Raw genomic sequence first — 18,447 nt, 5'->3', positions numbered from 1 at the left:
CGTCGGCGACGACATCAATCACCCTGGAGGAAAGTGCCATGAAGGCAATGCGTTTCCATGAGTTCGGCAGCAGCGAGGTCCTGCGCTACGAGGACGTCGACCGTCCGGTCCCCGGCACCGGGCAGGTGCTGGTGCGGGTGGCGGCCACATCGTTCAACCCGGTCGACGACCACATCCGGGCCGGTGTCCTGGCCGAGATGATCCCGATCACTCTCCCGTACGTGCCGGGGATCGACCTGGCGGGCACCGTCGCTGAACTCGGCGCGGACATAGAGGGCCTGGAGGTCGGCGACCGGGTCGTGGCGATGCTGCCCCTCGACTCCGCCGGTGGCGCCGCCGAGTACGTGCTCGCCCCGGCCGAGTCCCTGGCCCCGGCGCCCCGGACGACCCAGCTGGCCGACGCCGCGGCGCTGCCGCTGACCGGCCTGGCGGCCTGGCAGACGGCGTTCGAACTCGCCCAACTGAAACCCGGTCAGACCGTCCTGGTCAACGGGGCGGGGGGCGCGGTGGGCAGCCTCGTGGTGCAGCTCGCCGTCGACGCGGGAGCGCACGTCACCGCTGTGGACGCGCCGCAGCACGCCGCCCGCCTTGAGGGCTACGGCGCGGACCGGGTCGTCGGCCCCCTCTCCCTCGCCGCGGGCCCGGCCGCCGTGGGCGGTCCGTTCCAGGCCGTGGTGAACCATGTGCGCGTCTCCCCGGAGGAGCTCGCGCAGCTGACGAACTACGTTGCCGACGGCGGGGTCGCCGCCAGCACAGCCGGCCCGATTCCGGAGGACCCCGCCCGGGGGGTGCGCAGCGCAAGCCTGTGGGTCCGCAGCGACGGGGCCCAGCTCACCGAGCTGGTCGCCAAGGTGGATGCCGGCAAGCTCCGGGTCCATGTCGCCGCCCACCGCCCGGTGTCCGAACTGGCCGCCGTGCATGAGGACGCCGGGGCCGGGCGGCTGCCCGGAAAGACGGTCGTGCTCGCTCCCTGACCGCACCCGACCGGGCCGCCCGCCGTTCGCTCTCCCGCCGGTGGGCGGCCCGGAAGTCCGACGGCTGCCGCACCCACGGCCCGTCGGCACCGGCGAGGCCCGGAGCCCGGGTGTCACGCCGGGGTTACGGCTGCCTCTCCCGGCAAGGTGCGCGGGCCGGGCACCGTCGCCCTGATGGACAGGTCCGGTGCACTTCCGTGCCGGTGCAGTGCCGCGGCACGCCCTTGATCATCGAGGCGACCTCGGAGGCCGGACAGGACTTGAGCCGGGAGTGGATGCAGACCTGTCAGTACGGCGCGTTCTGCCCGGTGCCAGCTGCCCATCCTCCGTGCCGGCCGAAAATCCTCGTCACACGCGGTCAGCGCCGTACGCGCGGCATTCCGAGGCCGATCCACGAGATGATTTCCCGCTGGATCTCGTTGTTCCCCCCGCCGAACGTGAAGATGACGGCGGACCGGTATCCGCGTTCGAGTTCGCCGTGCAGCACAGCGCCGGCCGAGCCCTCCTTGAGCGGTCCGGCCGAGCCGACGACCTCCATGAGCCAGGCGTAGGCGTCGCGGCGCGCCTCGGAGCCGTAGACCTTGACGGCGGAGGCGTCCTGCGGCGTGAGGGTGTTGCGCTGGACGGCCGACACCATCTGCCAGTTGAGGAGTTTCATGGCGTCTAGCCGGGTGTGGGTGCGGGCGAGGCGGGCGCGGACCCAGCCGAGGTCGATGACGCGGCGGCCGTCGGCGAGTTTGGTGTCGGCGGCCCAGCGGCGGACGTTGTGCAGGGCGCGGATAGCCATGGTGCCGTGGGCGGCGAGGGTGACGCGTTCGTGGTTGAGCTGGTTGGTGATGAGCCGCCAGCCCTTGTTCTCCTCGCCGACCCGGCGGGAGACCGGGACGCGGATGTTCTCGTAGTAGCTGGCGGTGGTGTCGTGCGAGGCGAGGGTGTTGATCAGGGTGCAGGAGTAGCCGGGGTCGGAGGTCGGGACCAGGAGCATGGTGATGCCCTTGTGCGGCGGGGCCTTTGGGTCGGTACGGGCGGCGAGCCAGACCCAGTCGGCGGTGTCGCCGTTGGTCGTCCAGATCTTCTGTCCGTTGACCACGTACGTGTCGCCGTCTCGTACCGCCCGGGTCTTCAGGGCGGCGAGGTCGGTGCCCGCGTCGGGTTCGCTGTAGCCGATCGCGAAGTCGATCTCCCCGGCGAGGACCTTGGGCAGGAAGTAGGCCTTCTGTTCGTCGGTGCCGAACTGCATGATCGTCGGGCCGACGGTGTTGAGGGCCATCAGCGGCAGCGGTACGCCGGCCTGCGCGGCCTCGTCGAAGAAGATGAACTGCTCCATCGGTGACAGGCCGCGCCCGCCGTACTCCGTGGGCCAGCCGACGCCGAGCCAGCCGACGGCGCCCAGGCGCCGGATGGTCTCCCGGTAGAAGCGCTTCTGCGCCATGGGGTCGGCGTAGCGCGCGTAGGCGTTGTCGGGGACCAGGGCGGCGAAGTATGTGCGCAGTTCGGTGCGCAACTGCTGCTGCTCAGGCGTGTATTCGAGGTGCACGGCCCCTCCAGGAGTCTCGCGGTCGCGTCGCCCGTGTGCGGCGGCGCACACAGTAGAACGTGTTGCAAGAATCCGGAAGGGGCACGGAACCCCGGCAGTCGGAAGTCAGCGTTTGACGGCGCGCAGCACCACGAACTTGGGGTCGCCCGCCACCGTGGTGCAGTTGCCGAACGTCCGGCGCAGCTGGGTGTGGTAGCCGAGATGCCTGTTGCCCACGACCCACAGCTCGCCGCCCTGGCGCAGTGCGGCGCGTGCGCCGTGGAACATGTTCCGGGCGGTCGCGTCCGTGGTGGCCTGGTGCGAGTGGAAGGGCGGATTGTTGAGGACCAGGTCGACGCTCGCGGGCGCGGTGCCGGCCAGGCCGTCGCCGACCACGAAACGGGCCTCGGCACCGGCGTCGGTGTTGTCCCGGAAGGTCGCCTCGGCCGAGGCGACCGCCTGGTACGACTCGTCGATGAAGGTGACCGCGGCCTCGGGGTTGGCGAGTGCGGCGGACAGCCCGAGTACCCCGTTCCCGCAGCCGAGGTCGACGACCCGCTCGGGGCCACTGCGCGCCGGCAGGTGCTTCAGGAAGAAGCGGGTGCCGATGTCGAGCCGCTCCGCGCAGAAGATCCCGGCGTGGTTGGTGACGGTCCGCCCCGCGACGGCCCCGACGTCGTCGGGCAGCTCGTAGCGGTGGGGCCAGGGGCTGGGCGCGCGGACGGGGGCGGGGTCAGGTGTGCAGTGGATGAGCCGGGCCTTCTTGACCGCGAGCGAGGTGCGGGTGGGACCGATGATGCGCTCGAACAGTTTGAGGGTGGAGGTGTGGATCTCCTTCACCATCCCGGTGCCGATGACGACGGTGCCGGGGTGGACGGCGGGCGCGAGCCGGTACAGCTGGTCCTCCAGGAGCGCGAGGCTCTTGGGCACCCGTACGAGCAGGACGTCGATCCGTTCCGGCGGGGTGTCGCGCACGGACAGCAAACGTACGGCGTCCGCGTCGGCCCCGTTGCGTTCCAGATTCGCCGCTGTCGCCCGCTGCGCGAGGTAGGAGTCGGTGATCTGTACGGGACGGTGGCCGGCCAGCACCGTGCTCAGCGCGCCCCAGCGGTCGCCGACCACGACGACACTGCCGGACAGGTCGACCGGGTCGGCTCCGTCGGCCCCTTCCAGGTGCCGCAGCAGGTATTCGTCGGCCGCGTCCCAGGCACGGAAAGGGTCGCGGGGGTCCTCGGGGAATCGGGCGAGTTCGTAACCGGCCCCTGACGTCGTCAAACGGTTCATTGTGCGTTCAGGCTAACCGAGCAGCGGGAGACACCCGAACACTTCCGGCCGCGGTGACGGCGAGGAGCGTCCGTACTCCCCCTGGCCCGGCGCCCGACGGCGGCTACGGCAGTTGCTTGTCGATGGCCGCCCGCCCCTCCCTGGCCAGTCTGAGGCGCGCCCACTCAAGGGTCTGTGGGGTCAGGTCCCGCCCGGAGGCGAGCACCAGGTCCTCGGGCGACGGATCGTCGCTCGCGCCGGTGTGCAAGAGGCCGTCGGGGGTCACGCCCCGCGATGCGGATACGGATTCGGGCTCGTCACTCATGCCGCCTCCTCGTCCTTGCGGCAATTCTCGCCCCGCGCCGACGGGGGCGCATCCGATACCCGGCAGAATCGTCCGCCCGGCCCGGAACCGGCCCTCACTTGACCTGCACATGATAGGTACGCAGCGTTCACACCCGGGTCACGGTGCGTGTGGAAGGCTCCCGCTGACCACGTATCACACGACCACCGCGGAGCCGCTCCCCCCACCCTGAGTCGGCGCCGCGGTGCCCGTATTTCCGGAGAGGACACCCCACATGTCCCGTCGTCATCTTCCCTGCCGGCGCCCGCTGCTGGCCACTCTCGCCGCCTTCGCGGTGCTCACCGGCACCGCGGCCGCCGCACCTGCAGACACCCCGAGGGCCCCGGCGGCCGCCGCCACCCCGCTCGGTGCGCTGGACGACACGTACTACCAGGACGCGCTCGGCAAGACCGGCACCGCGCTCAAGGGCGCCCTGCACATGATCATCAGCGACCAGTCCACACTCACCTACAGCCAGGTCTGGGACGCGCTCAAGGACACGGACGAGGACCCGTCGAACTCCTCGAACGTGATCCTTCTCTACTCCGGCCGCTCCGAGCCCAAGAGCGACAACGGCGGCGGCACCGACCAGTGGAACCGGGAGCACGTCTGGGCCAAGTCGCACGGCGACTTCGGCACGGCCACCGGACCGGGCACCGACATCCACCATCTGCGCCCGGCGGACGTGTCGGTCAACTCCATTCGCGGCAACAAGGACTTCGACAACGGCGGCAGCGAGGTGAGCGGGGCGCCCGGCAACTACACCGACAGCGACTCCTTCGAACCGCGCGATGCCGTCAAGGGCGACGTCGCGCGCATGATCCTCTACATGGCGGTGCGGTACGAGGGCGACGACTCCTTCGCCGATCTCGAACCCAACGACCAGGTGTCGAACGGCTCCGCCCCGAACATCGGCCGGCTCTCCGTGCTGAAGGCGTGGAGCCAGGAGGACCCGCCGGACACCTTCGAGAAGCGGCGCAACGACGTCATATTCGACCAGTACCAGCACAACCGGAATCCGTTCGTCGACCACCCCGAATGGGTGGACGCCATCTGGTAGACGGACTGCGTTGCGCCGCCGGGTGAGCACCCGGCTGCGCAGCGTGCCTCAGCCGGTCCGCCGCGTCGCGCACCAGTTCACGGCTTCCTCGCGGGAGGCGAAGTACCGCGGAGCCCCGGCGGCGGCGGCTCCCTGTTCCACGAGGCGGTCCGCCGGGTCGGCGACGGCGGTGCGGCGGCCGCTGCCCGTGAGCCGGGCCAGTCCGCTGTTCAGCATCGCCCGGGCCGCCGTGTCGATGTCCGTCACCCGGCGCAGATCCAGCACCACGGCGGCCGTCTCCTGCGGGCCCGACTCATCCAGGGCGTACAGCACCCGCTCGGCCGCGGTGAAGTCCAGCGCACCCTGGGCCGCGACCACCGCCACCCGCTCACGGCGGGCGCGTTCCCGCTCCCCCGTCGGCGCGGAGGGCAGATCGTCGGCCGTGGTGACCAGGGTGACGGTGGAGCCCGCCAGGGCCGGATTGTGCATGAGGTGCAGCCCGAACCGCTCCGACAGCGCGCCGAGCGCGAGGTGCCCCCGCACGGAGGTCCCGGCCGGGTCGAGGAGCGGGCTGTACGTCGCCAGGCCGAACCGGGCGGGTCCGGCGGCGATCAGACCGCCGGACACCCCGCTCTTGGCCGGCAGCCCCACCCGGAGCAGCCAGTCGCCCGAGGCGTCGTACATCCCGCATGTCGCCATCACGGCGAGGACGTGGGCGGCAACGGGCTCCGGCACCACCGCGTCCCCGGTGACCGGGTTGACTCCGCCGTTGGCCAGGGTCGCCGCCATCGCGGCGAGGTCCAGCGCCGTGACCCGTACCGCGCACTGACGGAAGTACGTCTCCACGGCCGCCACCGGGTCCACGGGCAGCGGCCCCGCGCTGCGGATCAGATACGCCAGGGCGCGGTTGCGGTCACCGGTGAGCGCCTCGGAGGCGTACACCTGCTCGTCGACGTCCAGCTGCCGGCCGGCGAAGCGGCTCAGGTAGTCGAGGATCCGGTCGAATCTCGGGACGTCCCGGGTGTCGGGGACCAGAGCGGTGGTGACGATGGCGCCGGCGTTGACCATGGCGTTGGCGGGACGTCCGGTGCCCGGTTCCAGGCTGATGGCGTTGAACGCCTCGCCGCTGGGCTCGGCGCCGACCCAGCGGCCCACCTCGTCGAGTCCGACCACGGACAGGGACAGGGCGTAGACGAACGGCTTCGACACGGACTGCACGGTGAAAGGCACCTCGACGTCACCCGCGCTGTAGCGGTGGCCGTCCATGCTGATCAGGGCCAGCCCGAACGCGTCGGGGTCGGCCAGAGCCAGCTGGGGGATGTAGTCGGCGAGCCGGCCGTCGCGAAGGCCGGCGAACCGGGTGTGCAGTTCGCGCAGGGCGTCCGTGACCGCGTCGGCGGCGTTCACCGACCGGCCGTCAGCCGCGCTCGGCCTGGGCGATCCGCGGGAACGTCTTGACGCCCGCGGCCTTGCGACTGTTGGCGTGCTGGCTGACCGGACGGCCGGACGGGGCGTCGGCGAAGCCGAGCACCACGGAGTCCAGGACCTTGTCGGAGGAGTCGACGAACTCCACCTTGACCGCGTAGAAGGCCGCCTTGTCGGTGGGGTTGGTCACCCGGACGAGGGCGCTGCGGAACTGTTCGGAGGGCTCGACCGCGAGGCCTCTGACGGAGACGTCCTTGACCGCGTTGCCCTTCCCCTTCACACCCTTGAGCATGGCGACGGCCTTTTGCCGGTTGCGCTCCGTCTCGGCGGACACCGAGGCCGCGAACTCCCGCTGGGTGCGTTGGCTCTCCGTGGCCTTCGGGGACGCGGCCGGTGCCGCGGAGACCGTACGGGTGCTCTGGGCCGTGCCCTGCGAGGAGGTGTCGGAGCTGCCGCAGGCGGCGGTCCCGGCGACGATCAACGCGGCCAGGAGGGCCGGGGTCAGGCTGCGGGCTGCACGGCCGCCGAGGGCGCGCCGCACGGGGCTGGTCTGGTTCACGGACGCTCCGTCTGCTCGGAAGTACGAAGGGAGGGGCACGAAAGGAAGGGGGAACTGAGGAAGGGGTACGAAGGCAAAGGGCCGGCAGGTGGCGGGAGGACGGGAGCCTCCCCGGGGTCATACCGCGTCGTCCCCGAAGACGTCGCGGAGCCGGGCCTCGCTCCCGCTGTCCAGATTGCTGTGGAGCAGCTCGGCGCCGCCGTCCGGGAGCGCTCGACTGATGCGCTCGGGCACCTCGTTCATCGTGAGGAGGAACAGCGCCGAAGTCCCCGGCGTGACCTTCTCCTTGACCTCGGCGATGAAATCGTCGTCGATGCCGACATCGGCCAGCTTTCCGCCGAGCGCCCCGGCGGCCGCGCCGATGGCGGCACCCAGCAGCGGCATCAGGAAGATCAGCCCGAAGAGCATTCCCCAGAACGTGCCGCTGAGCGCACTCGCGCCGACCAGGTTGTGCAGCTGCTTCGTCCGCGGCTTCGACCGGTCCGAGGGCCAGCTCACCACCGCCGCGTCCAGGATCTTGATCAGCCCCTCCTTCTGAAGGGAGATCAGCGTCGCCTCCACGGCCTCCGCGCCTTCGGCGGACTGGAACTTCCACACGGTGAGCGTGGACATCGCACCTACCTCCTGGAGCCGGGAGCACCAACTCGCCCATATTAGGATGAAAAGGTATGAATTGACTCGTCGAATCACCCGCTTCGCACGGCAGCACGCCAAGTCCCCGGGAGGGAACAGATGGACACGGATGCCCTGACCGCCGGCCTCTTGCAGGAGCTCCGGGCGGCCAAGCCCTATCCCGCCCTGTCCCTGACCATGCCGACGCACCGTCGCGCACCCGAGAACGCGCAGGACGCCGTCCGGCTGCGCAATCTGGTCGCCGCGGCGGGAAACCGGCTCGACGCCGACCCTCAGGTCGACCGGGAACTCCGGACCGCCATCAAGCAGCAGCTCGACCGGGCGGTCGCCGAGATCGATCCGCGCCGGGCCCTGGATTCGCTGGTCGTCCTGGCGACGGCGGACGAGTACCAGATCTGGCAGCTTCCCCGCACCGCGCCCGAACGAGTGGTGCTGAGCGACACCTACCTCACCCGCAACCTGGTCGCCGCGAAGGCCCAGGCCCGGCCGTTCTGGGCGCTCACCGTCTCCGCCGACCACGCGTCGCTGTTCAGCGGCACGGCGGACGCCGCGCACGAGGAGCACATCGGCGGCTTCCCGCTGACGGCTCCGCGCGAAGCGCCCAACCCACAGCGCGAGGAGCGGATCGGCGACACCCCGAGCACCTTCAGCGACGAGGAGACCCGTCAGTTCCTGCGCACGGTGGACGAGAAGCTGCGCGGGGTCCTGGCCACGGATCCGCGCCCGCTGTACCTGGTCGGCCTCGCCCCCGCCCTCGCGCTGCTGGACGAGGTCGGCGAGAGCACCGGGGCGGCGGCCGGGCGGGTCACCAAGGGCGCGCCCGCCGATACGACGCCCAGTGATCTGCTCAGCGAACTGCAGCCGGCGCTGGAGGCCCGCCAGAAGCGGTTCGCCGCCGAGATCGACGGCAAGCTGGACGAGGCGCGCGGCCGTCGCGCCTTCGCCGGCGGTCTCGACGAGGTCTGGGCCGCCGTACGGGAGGCGCGCGCCGGTCTGGTGGCGGTGGAGGAGCACTACCAGCAGACGGTCCGGGTCACTGAGGAGCACCTTGAGCCGGTGAGCGGGGACGCCGCTGACCCGGCGGACGAGAAGGTCCGCGAGGACATCGTCGACGAGCTGGTCGAGGCGGCGCTGGACAGCGGCGCGGACGTGGTGTTCCTCGCGGACGACTCGCTCAAGGAGCACGGGCGGATCGCGGCGGCGCTGCGCTACTGAAGGCCCCGCACGCAGAGTCCGGGACGGAGCCCGGGTGAGAGGAGAGCACACGATGCCACGCGGATCGAGTCCCAAGCGGGCACGGCAGTACGAGCACATCAAGGAGTCCGCCCAGGAGCGCGGGGTCGGTGAGGACCGGGCCGAGGAGATCGCGGCCCGGACGGTCAACAAGGAGCGCGCCCGTTCCGGCGAGTCCAGGACCGCGAGCCGTACGTCGACCGAGGACATCTCGCCCTCCCGGCGCGGCGGTCTGCGCTCGCACAGCGGCGCGCAGGGCCCCACCCGCGACCAGCTCTACGAAGAGGCGAAGCACAAGAACGTCAAGGGGCGTTCATCGATGACGAAGGCCCAGCTGGCCCGAGCCGTCGGCCGCTGACCCCTTGCGTACGGCAGGGCCCGGACGGCGCATCCGTCCCGGCCCTGCCGCGCGCTGCGCGGGCCTCAGCCCTCCCAGGTCCAGTCGGCCACCTCGGGCAGATCCGTGCCGTGCTCGCGGATCCAGGCGTGGTGGCGGGTGCGGGTGTCGGACATCGCCTGACGCACCGCCACGGCACGCACGCCGAGGCCCGGGACCCGGTCGATGACGTCCATGACCAGCCGGTAGCGGTCGAGGTCGTTGCGGACCACCATGTCGAAGGGCGTGGTGGTCGTGCCCTCCTCCTTGTAGCCCCGGACGTGCAGCTGGGCGTGGCCGGTGCGGCGGTAGGCCAGCCGGTGGATCAGCCAGGGATAGCCGTGGTACGCGAAGATCACCGGCTTGTCGCGGGTGAAGAGGGCGTCGTACTCGGAGTCCGGCATCCCGTGCGGATGCTCGCCGTGCGGCATGAGCCGGGCCATGTCGACGACGTTCACCACCCGCACCGCCAGCTCGGGCAGGTGGCGCCGCAGCAGACCGGCCGCGGCCAGGATCTCCAGGGTGGGTACGTCCCCGGCGCAGGCGAGCACCACATCGGGCTCGCGGCTGCCGTCCTCCGTACCCGCCCACTCCCAGACCCCGGCACCTCGCGCGCAGTGCGCACGGGCCTGGTCGAGGGTGAGCCAGTCGAGGCTCGGCTGCTTGCCGGCCACGATCACGTTGACGTAGTCGCGGCTGCGCAGCGCGTGGTCGGCCACGGACAGCAGGGTGTTCGTGTCCGGGGGCAGATAGACGCGGACGACCTCGGGGCTCTTGTTGAGGATGTGGTCGACGAAGCCCGGGTCCTGGTGCGAGAAGCCGTTGTGGTCCTGGCGCCAGACGTGCGAGGTGAGGAGGTAGTTGAGGGAGGCGATGGGGCGGCGCCACGGCAGCCGGCGCGAGGTCCGCAGCCATTTGATGTGCTGGTTGACCATCGAGTCGACGATGTGGGCGAACGCCTCGTAGCAGGAGAACAGTCCGTGCCGGCCGGTGAGCAGATAGCCCTCCAGCCATCCCTGGCACAGGTGCTCGGAGAGGACCTCCATGACGCGGCCGTCGCGGGAGAGATGCTCGTCGGTGGGCAGCGTCCGGGCCTGCCAGGCCTTTCCGGTGGCCTCGTAGAGGGCGTCGAGCCGGTTCGAGGCCGTCTCGTCGGGGCCGACGACCCGGAAGTCCCTGCGGTCCGCGGTGGCCGCCATGACGGCCTCCAGCAGACCGCCGAGCACCCGGGTCGGTTCGTGCAGGACGGTGCCCGGCCGGTCCACCCGGACCCCGTGGCCGTCGAGCGGCGGAACGGGCAGGTCGCGCAGGAGCAGCCCGCCGTTGGCGTACGGGCTGGAGCCGAGCCGGGCCGTGCCCCCGGGCACACAGGCGAGGACCTGGGCCGAGGGGCGCCCTTCGGCGTCGAAGAGTTCCTCGGGCCGGTAGGAGCGCAGCCACTCCTCCAGCTGACGCAGGTGGGCCGGATTCTCGCGGACCCCGGGCAGCGGGACCTGGTGGGCGCGCCAGGTGTCCTCGACGGGCACTCCGTCCACCTCGGCGGGGCCGGTCCACCCCTTCGGGGTGCGCAGCACGATCATGGGCCAGAGCGGGCGTGCGGTGTCGCCACCGGTCCGGGCGGCCACCTGGAGCTCGCCGATGCGGTCGACGGCCCGGTCCATCGCGGCGGCCATCGCCCGGTGCACGGTGAGGGGGTCGTCGCCCTGCACGTACAGCGGTTCGTGCCCGTAGCCGCGCAGCAGGGCGTCGAGCTCGCCCTCGGGGAGGCGCGCGAGCACCGTCGGGTTGGCGATCTTGTAGCCGTTGAGGTGGAGGACCGGCAGGACGGCTCCGTCGTGGACCGGATCGAGGAACTTGTTGGCGTGCCAGGAGCCGGCGAGCGGTCCGGTCTCCGCCTCGCCGTCGCCGATGACGCAGGTGACGAGCAGGTCCGGGTGGTCGAGGGCGGCGCCGTAGGCGTGGGCGAGGGAGTAGCCGAGTTCGCCGCCCTCGTGGATGGAGCCGGGGGTCTCGGGTGCGACGTGGCTGGGCACGCCGCCGGGGAAGGAGAACTGCTTGAACAGTGCCCCCATGCCCGCCGCGTCCCTGCTCACATCGGGGTACGTCTCCGAGTAGCTGCCCTCGAGCCAGGAGTTGGCGAGTACGGCGGGGCCGCCGTGGCCGGGGCCCCAGACGCACAGCGCGGGGATACCGCGCGCGGCGATGACGCGGTTGAGGTGCGTGTACACGAGGTTGAGCCCCGGCGAGGTGCCCCAGTGGCCGAGCAGCCTGGGCTTGATGTGCTCGGGGGCGAGCGGCCGGGTCAGCAACGGGTTGGCCATCAGGTAGATCTGGCCGACGGCCAGGTAGTTGGCCGCCCGCCAGTGGGCGTCGAGCGCGGAGATCTCTTCGTCGGACGGGCAGGTGGTCGGTGGGGTCGGTGGGGCGTCGCTCATGGTCACCTCTCAGCGGGCGGGACAGGGCCGGGGGCTGGGGACGCGGTCACCGCAGCTCGGGGCTGTACCAGACGGTCGTGGCGTTGCAGAACTCTCGGATGCCGTGTCCGGCCAGCTCACGTCCGTAGCCGGAGCGCTTCACCCCGCCGAACGGCAGCGCGGGGTGCGAGGCCGTCATCCCGTTGAAGAAGACCCCGCCCGCCTCCAGATCGCGGATGCAGCGTCGGCTCTCCTCGGGGTCGCGGGTCCATACGTTGGAGCTGAGCCCGAAGGGGGTGTCGTTGGCGAGGTCCACCGCCTCGTCGAGGCTGTTCACCCGGTAGAGCGAGGCGACGGGGCCGAAGGTCTCCTCGTGGTGGATCCGCATGGCGGGTGTGATGCCGGCAAGGACGGTGGGGGCGTAGAACCAGCCGTGTTCCAGACCGCCCTCCAGCCCCTCGGGCCGGCCGCCGCCGCACAGGGCGCTCGCGCCCTGCCGTACGGCGTCGTCGACGAGTTCCTCCAGGTCGGTGCGGCCCTGCTCGCTGGCGAGCGGGCCGACGTCGGTGGACTCCTGGAGCGGGTCGCCGACGGTCAGGTCGCGCATGCCCACGGTGAAGCGTTCGGCGAACTCCTCGTACACCTCGGTGTGCACGATGAACCGCTTGGCGGCGATGCAGGACTGTCCGTTGTTCTGGACCCGGGCGGTGACGGCGGTGCGGGCCGCCCTGGCGACGTCGGCCGAGGGCAGGACGAGATACGGGTCGCTGCCGCCCAGTTCCAGGACGGTCCGCTTCACCTCGTCGCCCGCGACGGCCGCGACCGCGCGGCCGGCCGGTTCGCTGCCGGTCAGGGTGGCCGCGGCCACCCGGCGGTCGCGCAGGATCGCCTCGACCGCTGCGGATCCCACCAGCAGGGTCTGGAAGCAGCCTTCCGGGAATCCGGCCCGGCGGAACAGGTCGCCCAGGTAGAGCGCGGTCTGCGGCACGTTGGACGCGTGCTTCAGCAGCCCGGTGTTGCCCGCCATGAGGGCGGGGGCCGCGAACCGTACGACCTGCCAGAGCGGGAAGTTCCATGGCATCACGGCGAGCACGGTGCCCAGCGGGCGGTAGTGGACGTAGGCGCGGGAGGCGCCGGAGTCCTCGACGTCGGCGGGTGCGGGGTGCTCGTCGGCGAGGAGTCCCTGGGCGTGGGACGCGTACCAGCGCATGGCCTTCGCGCATTTCGCGGCCTCCGCGCGGGCCGCCCCGACCGGCTTGCCCATCTCCAGGGTCATGGTGCGGGCGATGTCCTGCTGGTCCTCGTCGAGGAGGTCCGCGGCCCGGTTCATCAGACGGGACCGTTCGCCGAACCCGGTGGTGCGGTACTCCCGGAAGGCGGTGTCCGCCGCGGCGAGCCGCCGCTCGATCTCGTCCGCTCCCAGGGCGTCGAACGTCCTGAGGGTCTCGCCGTTCGCGGGGTTGACCGTCGCGATGGGCATGACTGTGGCCTCCTTGCCTCGGTACTCCGACCGTGCCGCGTCGCGCGCGGTGGCGCAACGCGGGCCCGGCGCACGTGTACCCGCCCGGCGCGGACCATACGTGCGGTGCGCATGGTCCGCGCCGGGCGGGAGGACTGCGAGGTGCTGCGGTACGGAGTGCGGGGCAGCGGCCGGGCGGCCGCACGGCACCGCTCCGTGCCGCGCGTCTCAGACGAGGGCGGGGGCGGGGGCGTCGGTCCGGGCGGGTGCGGCCACGGGGAAGTCCGTGACCACGGCGGGCGGACGGCGGAATTCGCGGACTCCGGGCAGCGGCGGGAGCGGCACCAGTGCGATGTGCTGCGGCTCCTGCGCGTACCGGGTGAACCAGACGACCTTGCCCTCGGCTGTCCGGCAGGTGCCCCAGCTGTCGCTGAGGGCCATCACCCGGCTGAGGCCGCCGCCCTCGTGGAGCAGCCTCGGCATTTCGGCACCGTTGTCGGCGACGGAGACCGTGAGGTGCCGTCCGGACCAGCGGAGTTGGAGGACACAGGTGCTGTCGTCGCCGACGTGCCGCTGGACATTGGTCAGCAGCTCCTCCACAGCACGGCACACGGGCCGGATGTGAAGTTCGAGACTCCAGTGGCGGAGATGCGCGGCGATGATCCGCCGCAGCTGGGACACACGCTCTGCCGAAACCTGGAGTTCGACCAGATAGTGCCGGTCGAGTGGAACGGTCATCGTCGAGGCTCCTCACATCGAGGCCCACATGCTTCGCCCCGTTGAACGAACGGCCCCCGAATGCAAAGAGTGAGCGGATGTCACTTCTGGGTCACTCCATAGGGTGACCCGGTAGAGCCGGTTGCGCAACACATCCGGCCGTGCACCCCTGATGACCTGCGCATTTGCCCCTGGCGGCGGTGCCGGGCGGCGCCCGCCGTCAGGGCAGGTGCGGCAGCAGCCGGTCCGGGGCGAGCGGGAGGGTGCGCAGCCGGGCGCCGGTGGCGTGCCGGACAGCGTTGCCGATCGCCGCCGCCGCGCCGACGATGCCGATCTCGCCGATGCCCTTGCTGCCCATCGGGTTCAGATGCGGGTCCTCCTCGTCGATCCAGTGCGCCTCGATGCCGACCGCGTCCGCGCAGGCCGGCACATGGTAGGAGGCGAGGTCACTCTCGGTGTAGTCCCCGAAGACCGGGTCCATGGTGCTGGACTCGGTCAGCGCCATGCCCAGGCCCATGGTCATCCCGCCGATGAACTGGGAGCGTGCGGTACGGGAGTTGAGGATGCGTCCGGCGGCGAAGACCCCGAGCATCCGGCGTACCCGGACCTCGCCGGTCCGGCTGTCGACGGCGACCTCGGCGAAGTGCGCCCCGAAGGCGTGCCGGGCGTACGGGGACTCGACTGCCGTCTCGCTCCCGGTGTCGGCGGTGACCGTCACTCCCCCGTCGGCCAGCGGTCCGGTGCGCTCACCGAGCTGCCGCACGAGGCCGGCCGCCGCCTTGTGCACCGACCAGCCCCAGGAGGCGGTGCCGGAGGAGCCACCGGCCAGCGGGGCATCCGGCAGTTCGCTGTTGCCGATGTCGACCGTCACGTTCTCCACCGGGGTCGCCAGCACGCTCGCGGCGATCTGGGCGAGGACGGTGCGGGCGCCGGTACCGATGTCGGTGGCGTTGACCGCGATGCGGTACGAGCCGTCGGCGGCGGCGTGGGCCGAGGCGTGGGAGGCAGCGATGTAGACGGGGTACGTGGCGGAGGCGACGCCTGTACCGAGCAGCAGCACCCCTTCCCGGCGGATCGCGGGGCGGGGATCGCGCCCGTGCCAGCCGAAGCGGGCGGCGCCCTCCCGCAGACAGCCGGCCAGACCGCGACTGCTGAAGGGCTTCCCGGAGTCCGGTTCGCCGGCCGGATCGTTGCGCAGGCGCAGTTCGACGGGGTCGATACCGAGGGCCGAGGCGAGTTCGTCGAGGGCCGATTCGAGCGCGTACATGCCGGAGGCCTCGCCCGGGGCACGCATCCACGACGGGCTCGGGACGTCGAGGGCGGCGACCCGGTGGCCGGTGCGGCTGTGTGCGGAGCCGTACATCACCCGGGCCGGTACGGCGGCCTGCTCCACGAACTCCTTGACGGTGGAGGTGTGGGAGATGATCTCGTGGGCGAGCGAGGTGAGTGTGCCGTCGGCCTCGGCGCCGAGCCGGACACGCTGGACGGTGGGCGCTCGGTGACCGACGACCGCGGCCATGTGGCGCCGGGGCATGGCGAGTTCGACGGGATGGCCGGTGTGGAGGGCGGCCATGGCGGCGAGCACGGCCTGGGGGCGCGGGGTGCCCTTGCAGCCGAAGCCGCCGCCCACGTGCTCCGAGACGACGGTGACCTGGTCCGGCCGCAGCTTGAACACGGTGGCGAGACTGTCGCGCACCTTGGTGGCGCCCTGGCCGCTGTCGTACACGGTGAGATGCCCGTCCGGCGACCAGTGGGCGGTCGAGGCGTGCGGCTCCATCGGGTGGTTGTGCAGGGCGCCGAGTGTGTACGTGGCGTCGATCCGTACGGGTGCGGCGGCGAAGGCCTGGTCGAAGTCGCCGCGTTCGCGTACAGCCGGGTAGCCGCCGTTGACGGTCTGCGGGGTGTACAGGCCGGGGTGGTCCTCAGTCAGGAGGACGTCGTGCGGGGCGGTCTCGTAGGTGATGTGCAGCGCCTCGGCACCCGCCCGTGCGTCTTCGAGGGTGTCGGCCACGACGAGGGCGATCTGCCAGCCGCGGTGCGGCACGTGGTCGTCCTGGAGGACGGCGAGGATCGGGTCGTCCGGTTCCTCGGTGCGCGGCGCGTTCTCGTGGGTGAGGACGGCACGGACGCCCGGGAGGGCCATCGCCCCGGCGGTGCGGATCGCGGTGACGCGGCCGCGCGGGACGGTGGCGGGCACGGGCCAGGCGTACAGGCAGCCGGGCAGGTCGCGTTCGGCGGAGTAGCGCGCGGCGCCGGTCACCTTGTCCCGGCCCTCGCGGCGGACGACGGGAGCACCCAGTGGCTGGGGGGCGTGGCTCATGGTGGGAGTCCTCGGCTCTTCAGGGGCGGGCGGCGAGTTCGGCCAGGGCGTCGACGGCCAGCCGGCGGGCCAGGGTGACCTTGAACGCGTTGTCGCGCAGCGGGCGGGCCGCGGCGAGTTCGGCGTCCACCGCTGTTTCGTACGTCTCGTCGGTGGCGGGTGCGCCGCGGAGGATCTCCTCGGCGGCACGGGCCCGCCAGGGGCGATGGGCGAGGCCGCCGAACGCGAGGGCCGCGTGCTCGATCCGGCCGCCGCGGACGTGCAGCACCGCGGCGACGGAGGCCAGGGCGAAGGCGAACGACGCGCGGTCGCGGGCCTTGCGGTAGAGGCAGACCGTGCCGTCGGGGAGCGGCGGCAGAAGTACCTCGGTGATGAGTTCGTCCGGCCGGATCACGGTGTCCGTGTCCGGGCTGTCCCCGGGCAGCCGGTGAAAACCGGTGACGGGCACGGCGCGTTCGCCGTCCGGTCCGTGCAGCAGGACCGTGGCGTCGAGGGCGGCCAGGGCGACCGCCATGTCCGAGGGGTGGGTGGCGACGCATTCGGAGGAGTGGCCGAGGACGGCGAGGTCGCGGTGGGCGCCCTCGCGGGCCGGGCAGCCACTGCCGGGCTCGCGTTTGTTGCAGGGCTTGGACGTGTCCTGGAAGTACGGGCAGCGGGTGCGCTGGAGGAGGTTGCCGCCGGTGGTGGCGGTGTTGCGCAGTTGCCCGGAGGCGCCGGCCAGCAGTGCCTGGGAGAGGGCCGGATAGCGGGTGCGCACCGTGTGATGGGCGGCCAGGTCGCTGTTGCGTACCGTCGCGCCGATGCGCAGTCCGCCGTCGGCGGTGTCCGTCACCCGGTCCAGCGGGAGCCTGCTCACGTCGATGAGCAGACCGGGGCTCTCCACCCCCAGCTTCATCAGGTCGACGAGGTTGGTGCCGCCGCCGAGGAACCGGGCTCCGGGACTGGCCGCGCTCTCCCGGACCGCTTCGGCGACGGATCCGGCGCGCAGATAGCTGAAGGGCTTCACGGCGCCACGTCCCCGATCGCCTCGACGATGCGGGGGTACGCGCCGCAGCGGCACAGATTGCCGCTCATCCGCTCGCGGATCTCGGCGGCGTCCAGGTGTGCCGGGGCGGTGACGGGTGCGGTGTGCCCGGTGGCGTGGGAGGGGAAGCCGTCGGCGGCCTCGCCCAGCACTCCGACGGCGGAACAGATCTGGCCGGGCGTGCAGTAGCCGCACTGGAGCGCGTCACGGTCCAGGAAGGCCTCCTGGAGGGGGTGCAGCCGGTCGCCGTCGGCCAGGCCCTCGATCGTGGTGATGCGGGAGCCGTCGTACGCGACGGCCAGGAGCAGGCAGCTGTTCGCCCGCCGACCGTCCACCAGGACGGTGCAGGCACCGCACTGGCCGTGGTCGCAGCCCTTCTTCGCACCGGTCAGGGCCAGGTGCTGACGCAGCGTGTCCAGGAGGGTGGTGCGGTGGTCGAGCATCAGTGTCCGCTCGGTTCCGTTGACGTTCAGGGTCAGGGTGGAACGGCCGGCGGTCGGCCGTGGGTCTCCCCCGACGTCCTCCCGCTGGGTGGTGGGATCCACGTGCCGAGGCCTCTCACTCAGGGTCGCTTTATCCGCTTTCTACCAGATTTGCACCAGAGGGTCCGTGCCTCGCTACGGACTCGGCACGGCACGGGTGGCCTACTTGCTCGCCAGCCGCAGCCGCACTTCCTCCTCCTGGTCCCCGGAGACGGTGCCCACGACCCGCACCGCGAAGGCTCCGGCCAGACCCTGCCTGAGCCGTTCGACCGCCCAGTAGCCACCCTGGACATCGACCGTGACGGGCGCGCCGAGCTCCACGGACCCCGACACCACCCGCTTCTCGGCCACATCGACGGTCGCGACCCAGGCCGTGGGCCGCTTGCCCGTGACGTCCTGCGGCACATCGACCGAGGCCCGGTCGGTGGCGAATGCGGCCCGCAGCACGTCGAAGACCGTGCCCGCGTCGCCCTTCGCGCACCCGCTGAGAACGACCGACACCTCCCCGCCCTGCCGGTTCTCCTCCGCCTGCGCTTCCCGTGTGCTGTTCACCGCGGTTCCTTCCTGAGGGTTACCTCCAGGCTCTCCCCGTGGCCGGGTGTCTGCGACACGAGGGGCGCCGTGGCCCGTATGCGGGCCACGGCCGGGCCCGTACCGATCGAAACGCTTT

At 71.8% G+C, this 18,447-nt stretch carries 17 protein-coding genes; 4 read left to right on the top strand and 13 right to left on the bottom strand.

Translation table 11 applies throughout. From position 1 onward, the window contains the following. The first annotated feature begins 38 nt into the window (after positions 1 to 38). On the top strand, positions 39 to 974 hold the full coding sequence (locus OG322_RS36470; protein ID WP_329307498.1) for an NADP-dependent oxidoreductase: 936 nt from the start codon (positions 39 to 41) through the stop codon (positions 972 to 974). Positions 975 to 1,332: 358 nt separating this feature from the next. On the opposite strand, the gene OG322_RS36465 is transcribed toward OG322_RS36470, so the two are convergent. The 3 genes from OG322_RS36465 to OG322_RS36455 form a co-directional block, all read right to left on the bottom strand. Further along, positions 1,333 to 2,511 (bottom strand): acyl-CoA dehydrogenase family protein, encoded by a 1,179-nt coding sequence (locus OG322_RS36465; protein ID WP_329307497.1) that lies wholly within the window; start codon positions 2,509 to 2,511, stop codon positions 1,333 to 1,335. Positions 2,512 to 2,616: 105 nt separating this feature from the next. Continuing rightward, positions 2,617 to 3,774: a methyltransferase gene (locus OG322_RS36460; protein WP_123466970.1), complete on the bottom strand. Its 1,158-nt coding sequence runs from the start codon at positions 3,772 to 3,774 to the stop codon at positions 2,617 to 2,619. A gap of 103 nt (positions 3,775 to 3,877) precedes the next feature. Next, positions 3,878 to 4,078 carry a hypothetical protein gene (locus tag OG322_RS36455; RefSeq protein ID WP_123466972.1) on the bottom strand — a complete coding sequence of 67 codons (201 nt, stop codon included), beginning with the start codon at positions 4,076 to 4,078 and terminating at the stop codon, positions 3,878 to 3,880. Between the two features lie 253 nt (positions 4,079 to 4,331). On the opposite strand from OG322_RS36455, the gene OG322_RS36450 reads away from it, so the two are divergent. Continuing rightward, positions 4,332 to 5,156: an endonuclease I family protein gene (locus OG322_RS36450; protein WP_329307496.1), complete on the top strand. Its 825-nt coding sequence runs from the start codon at positions 4,332 to 4,334 to the stop codon at positions 5,154 to 5,156. Positions 5,157 to 5,204: 48 nt separating this feature from the next. Here OG322_RS36450 and glsA read toward each other — a convergent pair whose 3' ends face one another. The 3 genes from glsA to OG322_RS36435 all read right to left on the bottom strand — a co-directional run bounded on the left by glsA (position 5,205) and on the right by OG322_RS36435 (position 7,731). Next, positions 5,205 to 6,542 (bottom strand): glutaminase A, encoded by a 1,338-nt coding sequence (glsA, locus tag OG322_RS36445; RefSeq protein WP_123466976.1) that lies wholly within the window; start codon positions 6,540 to 6,542, stop codon positions 5,205 to 5,207. Positions 6,543 to 6,552: 10 nt separating this feature from the next. Continuing rightward, positions 6,553 to 7,119 carry a hypothetical protein gene (locus tag OG322_RS36440; RefSeq protein WP_329307495.1) on the bottom strand — a complete coding sequence of 189 codons (567 nt, stop codon included), beginning with the start codon at positions 7,117 to 7,119 and terminating at the stop codon, positions 6,553 to 6,555. Between the two features lie 117 nt (positions 7,120 to 7,236). Continuing rightward, positions 7,237 to 7,731 carry a DUF1269 domain-containing protein gene (locus OG322_RS36435; RefSeq protein WP_329307494.1) on the bottom strand — a complete coding sequence of 165 codons (495 nt, stop codon included), beginning with the start codon at positions 7,729 to 7,731 and terminating at the stop codon, positions 7,237 to 7,239. Positions 7,732 to 7,851: 120 nt separating this feature from the next. Between OG322_RS36435 and OG322_RS36430 the strand changes: the two genes are divergently transcribed. After that, entirely contained in the window at positions 7,852 to 8,967 is a 1,116-nt protein-coding gene (locus OG322_RS36430; protein WP_123466982.1) for a baeRF3 domain-containing protein, read from the top strand. A 52-nt stretch (positions 8,968 to 9,019) separates the two neighbouring features. Beyond that, on the top strand, positions 9,020 to 9,343 hold the full coding sequence (locus tag OG322_RS36425; RefSeq protein ID WP_123466983.1) for a plasmid stabilization protein: 324 nt from the start codon (positions 9,020 to 9,022) through the stop codon (positions 9,341 to 9,343). 65 nt (positions 9,344 to 9,408) lie between these two features. Here the strand turns inward: OG322_RS36425 and OG322_RS36420 are convergent, their stop codons facing one another. The 7 genes from OG322_RS36420 to OG322_RS36390 all read right to left on the bottom strand — a co-directional run bounded on the left by OG322_RS36420 (position 9,409) and on the right by OG322_RS36390 (position 18,329). Further along, the gene (locus OG322_RS36420) at positions 9,409 to 11,796 is read right to left on the bottom strand and encodes a phosphoketolase family protein (RefSeq protein ID WP_266412868.1); all 2,388 of its coding nucleotides are present in this window, start codon (positions 11,794 to 11,796) and stop codon (positions 9,409 to 9,411) included. A gap of 46 nt (positions 11,797 to 11,842) precedes the next feature. Further along, positions 11,843 to 13,255 (bottom strand): NADP-dependent succinic semialdehyde dehydrogenase, encoded by a 1,413-nt coding sequence (locus OG322_RS36415; protein ID WP_329307493.1) that lies wholly within the window; start codon positions 13,253 to 13,255, stop codon positions 11,843 to 11,845. A gap of 207 nt (positions 13,256 to 13,462) precedes the next feature. Next, positions 13,463 to 13,972 carry an ATP-binding protein gene (locus OG322_RS36410; RefSeq protein ID WP_123466989.1) on the bottom strand — a complete coding sequence of 170 codons (510 nt, stop codon included), beginning with the start codon at positions 13,970 to 13,972 and terminating at the stop codon, positions 13,463 to 13,465. Between the two features lie 199 nt (positions 13,973 to 14,171). Then, positions 14,172 to 16,271, bottom strand: coding sequence for a xanthine dehydrogenase family protein molybdopterin-binding subunit (locus tag OG322_RS36405; protein WP_124286366.1), 2,100 nt, complete (start codon positions 16,269 to 16,271; stop codon positions 14,172 to 14,174). A gap of 19 nt (positions 16,272 to 16,290) precedes the next feature. Next, a complete protein-coding gene (locus tag OG322_RS36400; protein ID WP_266412866.1) occupies positions 16,291 to 17,277 on the bottom strand; it encodes an FAD binding domain-containing protein in 987 nt (328 codons plus the stop codon). Continuing rightward, entirely contained in the window at positions 17,274 to 17,840 is a 567-nt protein-coding gene (locus OG322_RS36395) for a 2Fe-2S iron-sulfur cluster-binding protein (RefSeq protein ID WP_124286365.1), read from the bottom strand. Before OG322_RS36395 ends, OG322_RS36400 begins: the two co-directional genes overlap by 4 nt. A gap of 99 nt (positions 17,841 to 17,939) precedes the next feature. Further along, positions 17,940 to 18,329: a hypothetical protein gene (locus OG322_RS36390; RefSeq protein ID WP_123466997.1), complete on the bottom strand. Its 390-nt coding sequence runs from the start codon at positions 18,327 to 18,329 to the stop codon at positions 17,940 to 17,942. Positions 18,330 to 18,447: the final 118 nt, after the last annotated feature.

The sequence above is a fragment of the Streptomyces sp. NBC_01260 genome (assembly GCF_036226405.1).
In the GTDB taxonomy this organism is placed as follows: Bacteria; Actinomycetota; Actinomycetes; order Streptomycetales; family Streptomycetaceae; genus Streptomyces; species Streptomyces laculatispora.
This window is presented reverse-complemented; position numbering and strand designations above follow the sequence as displayed.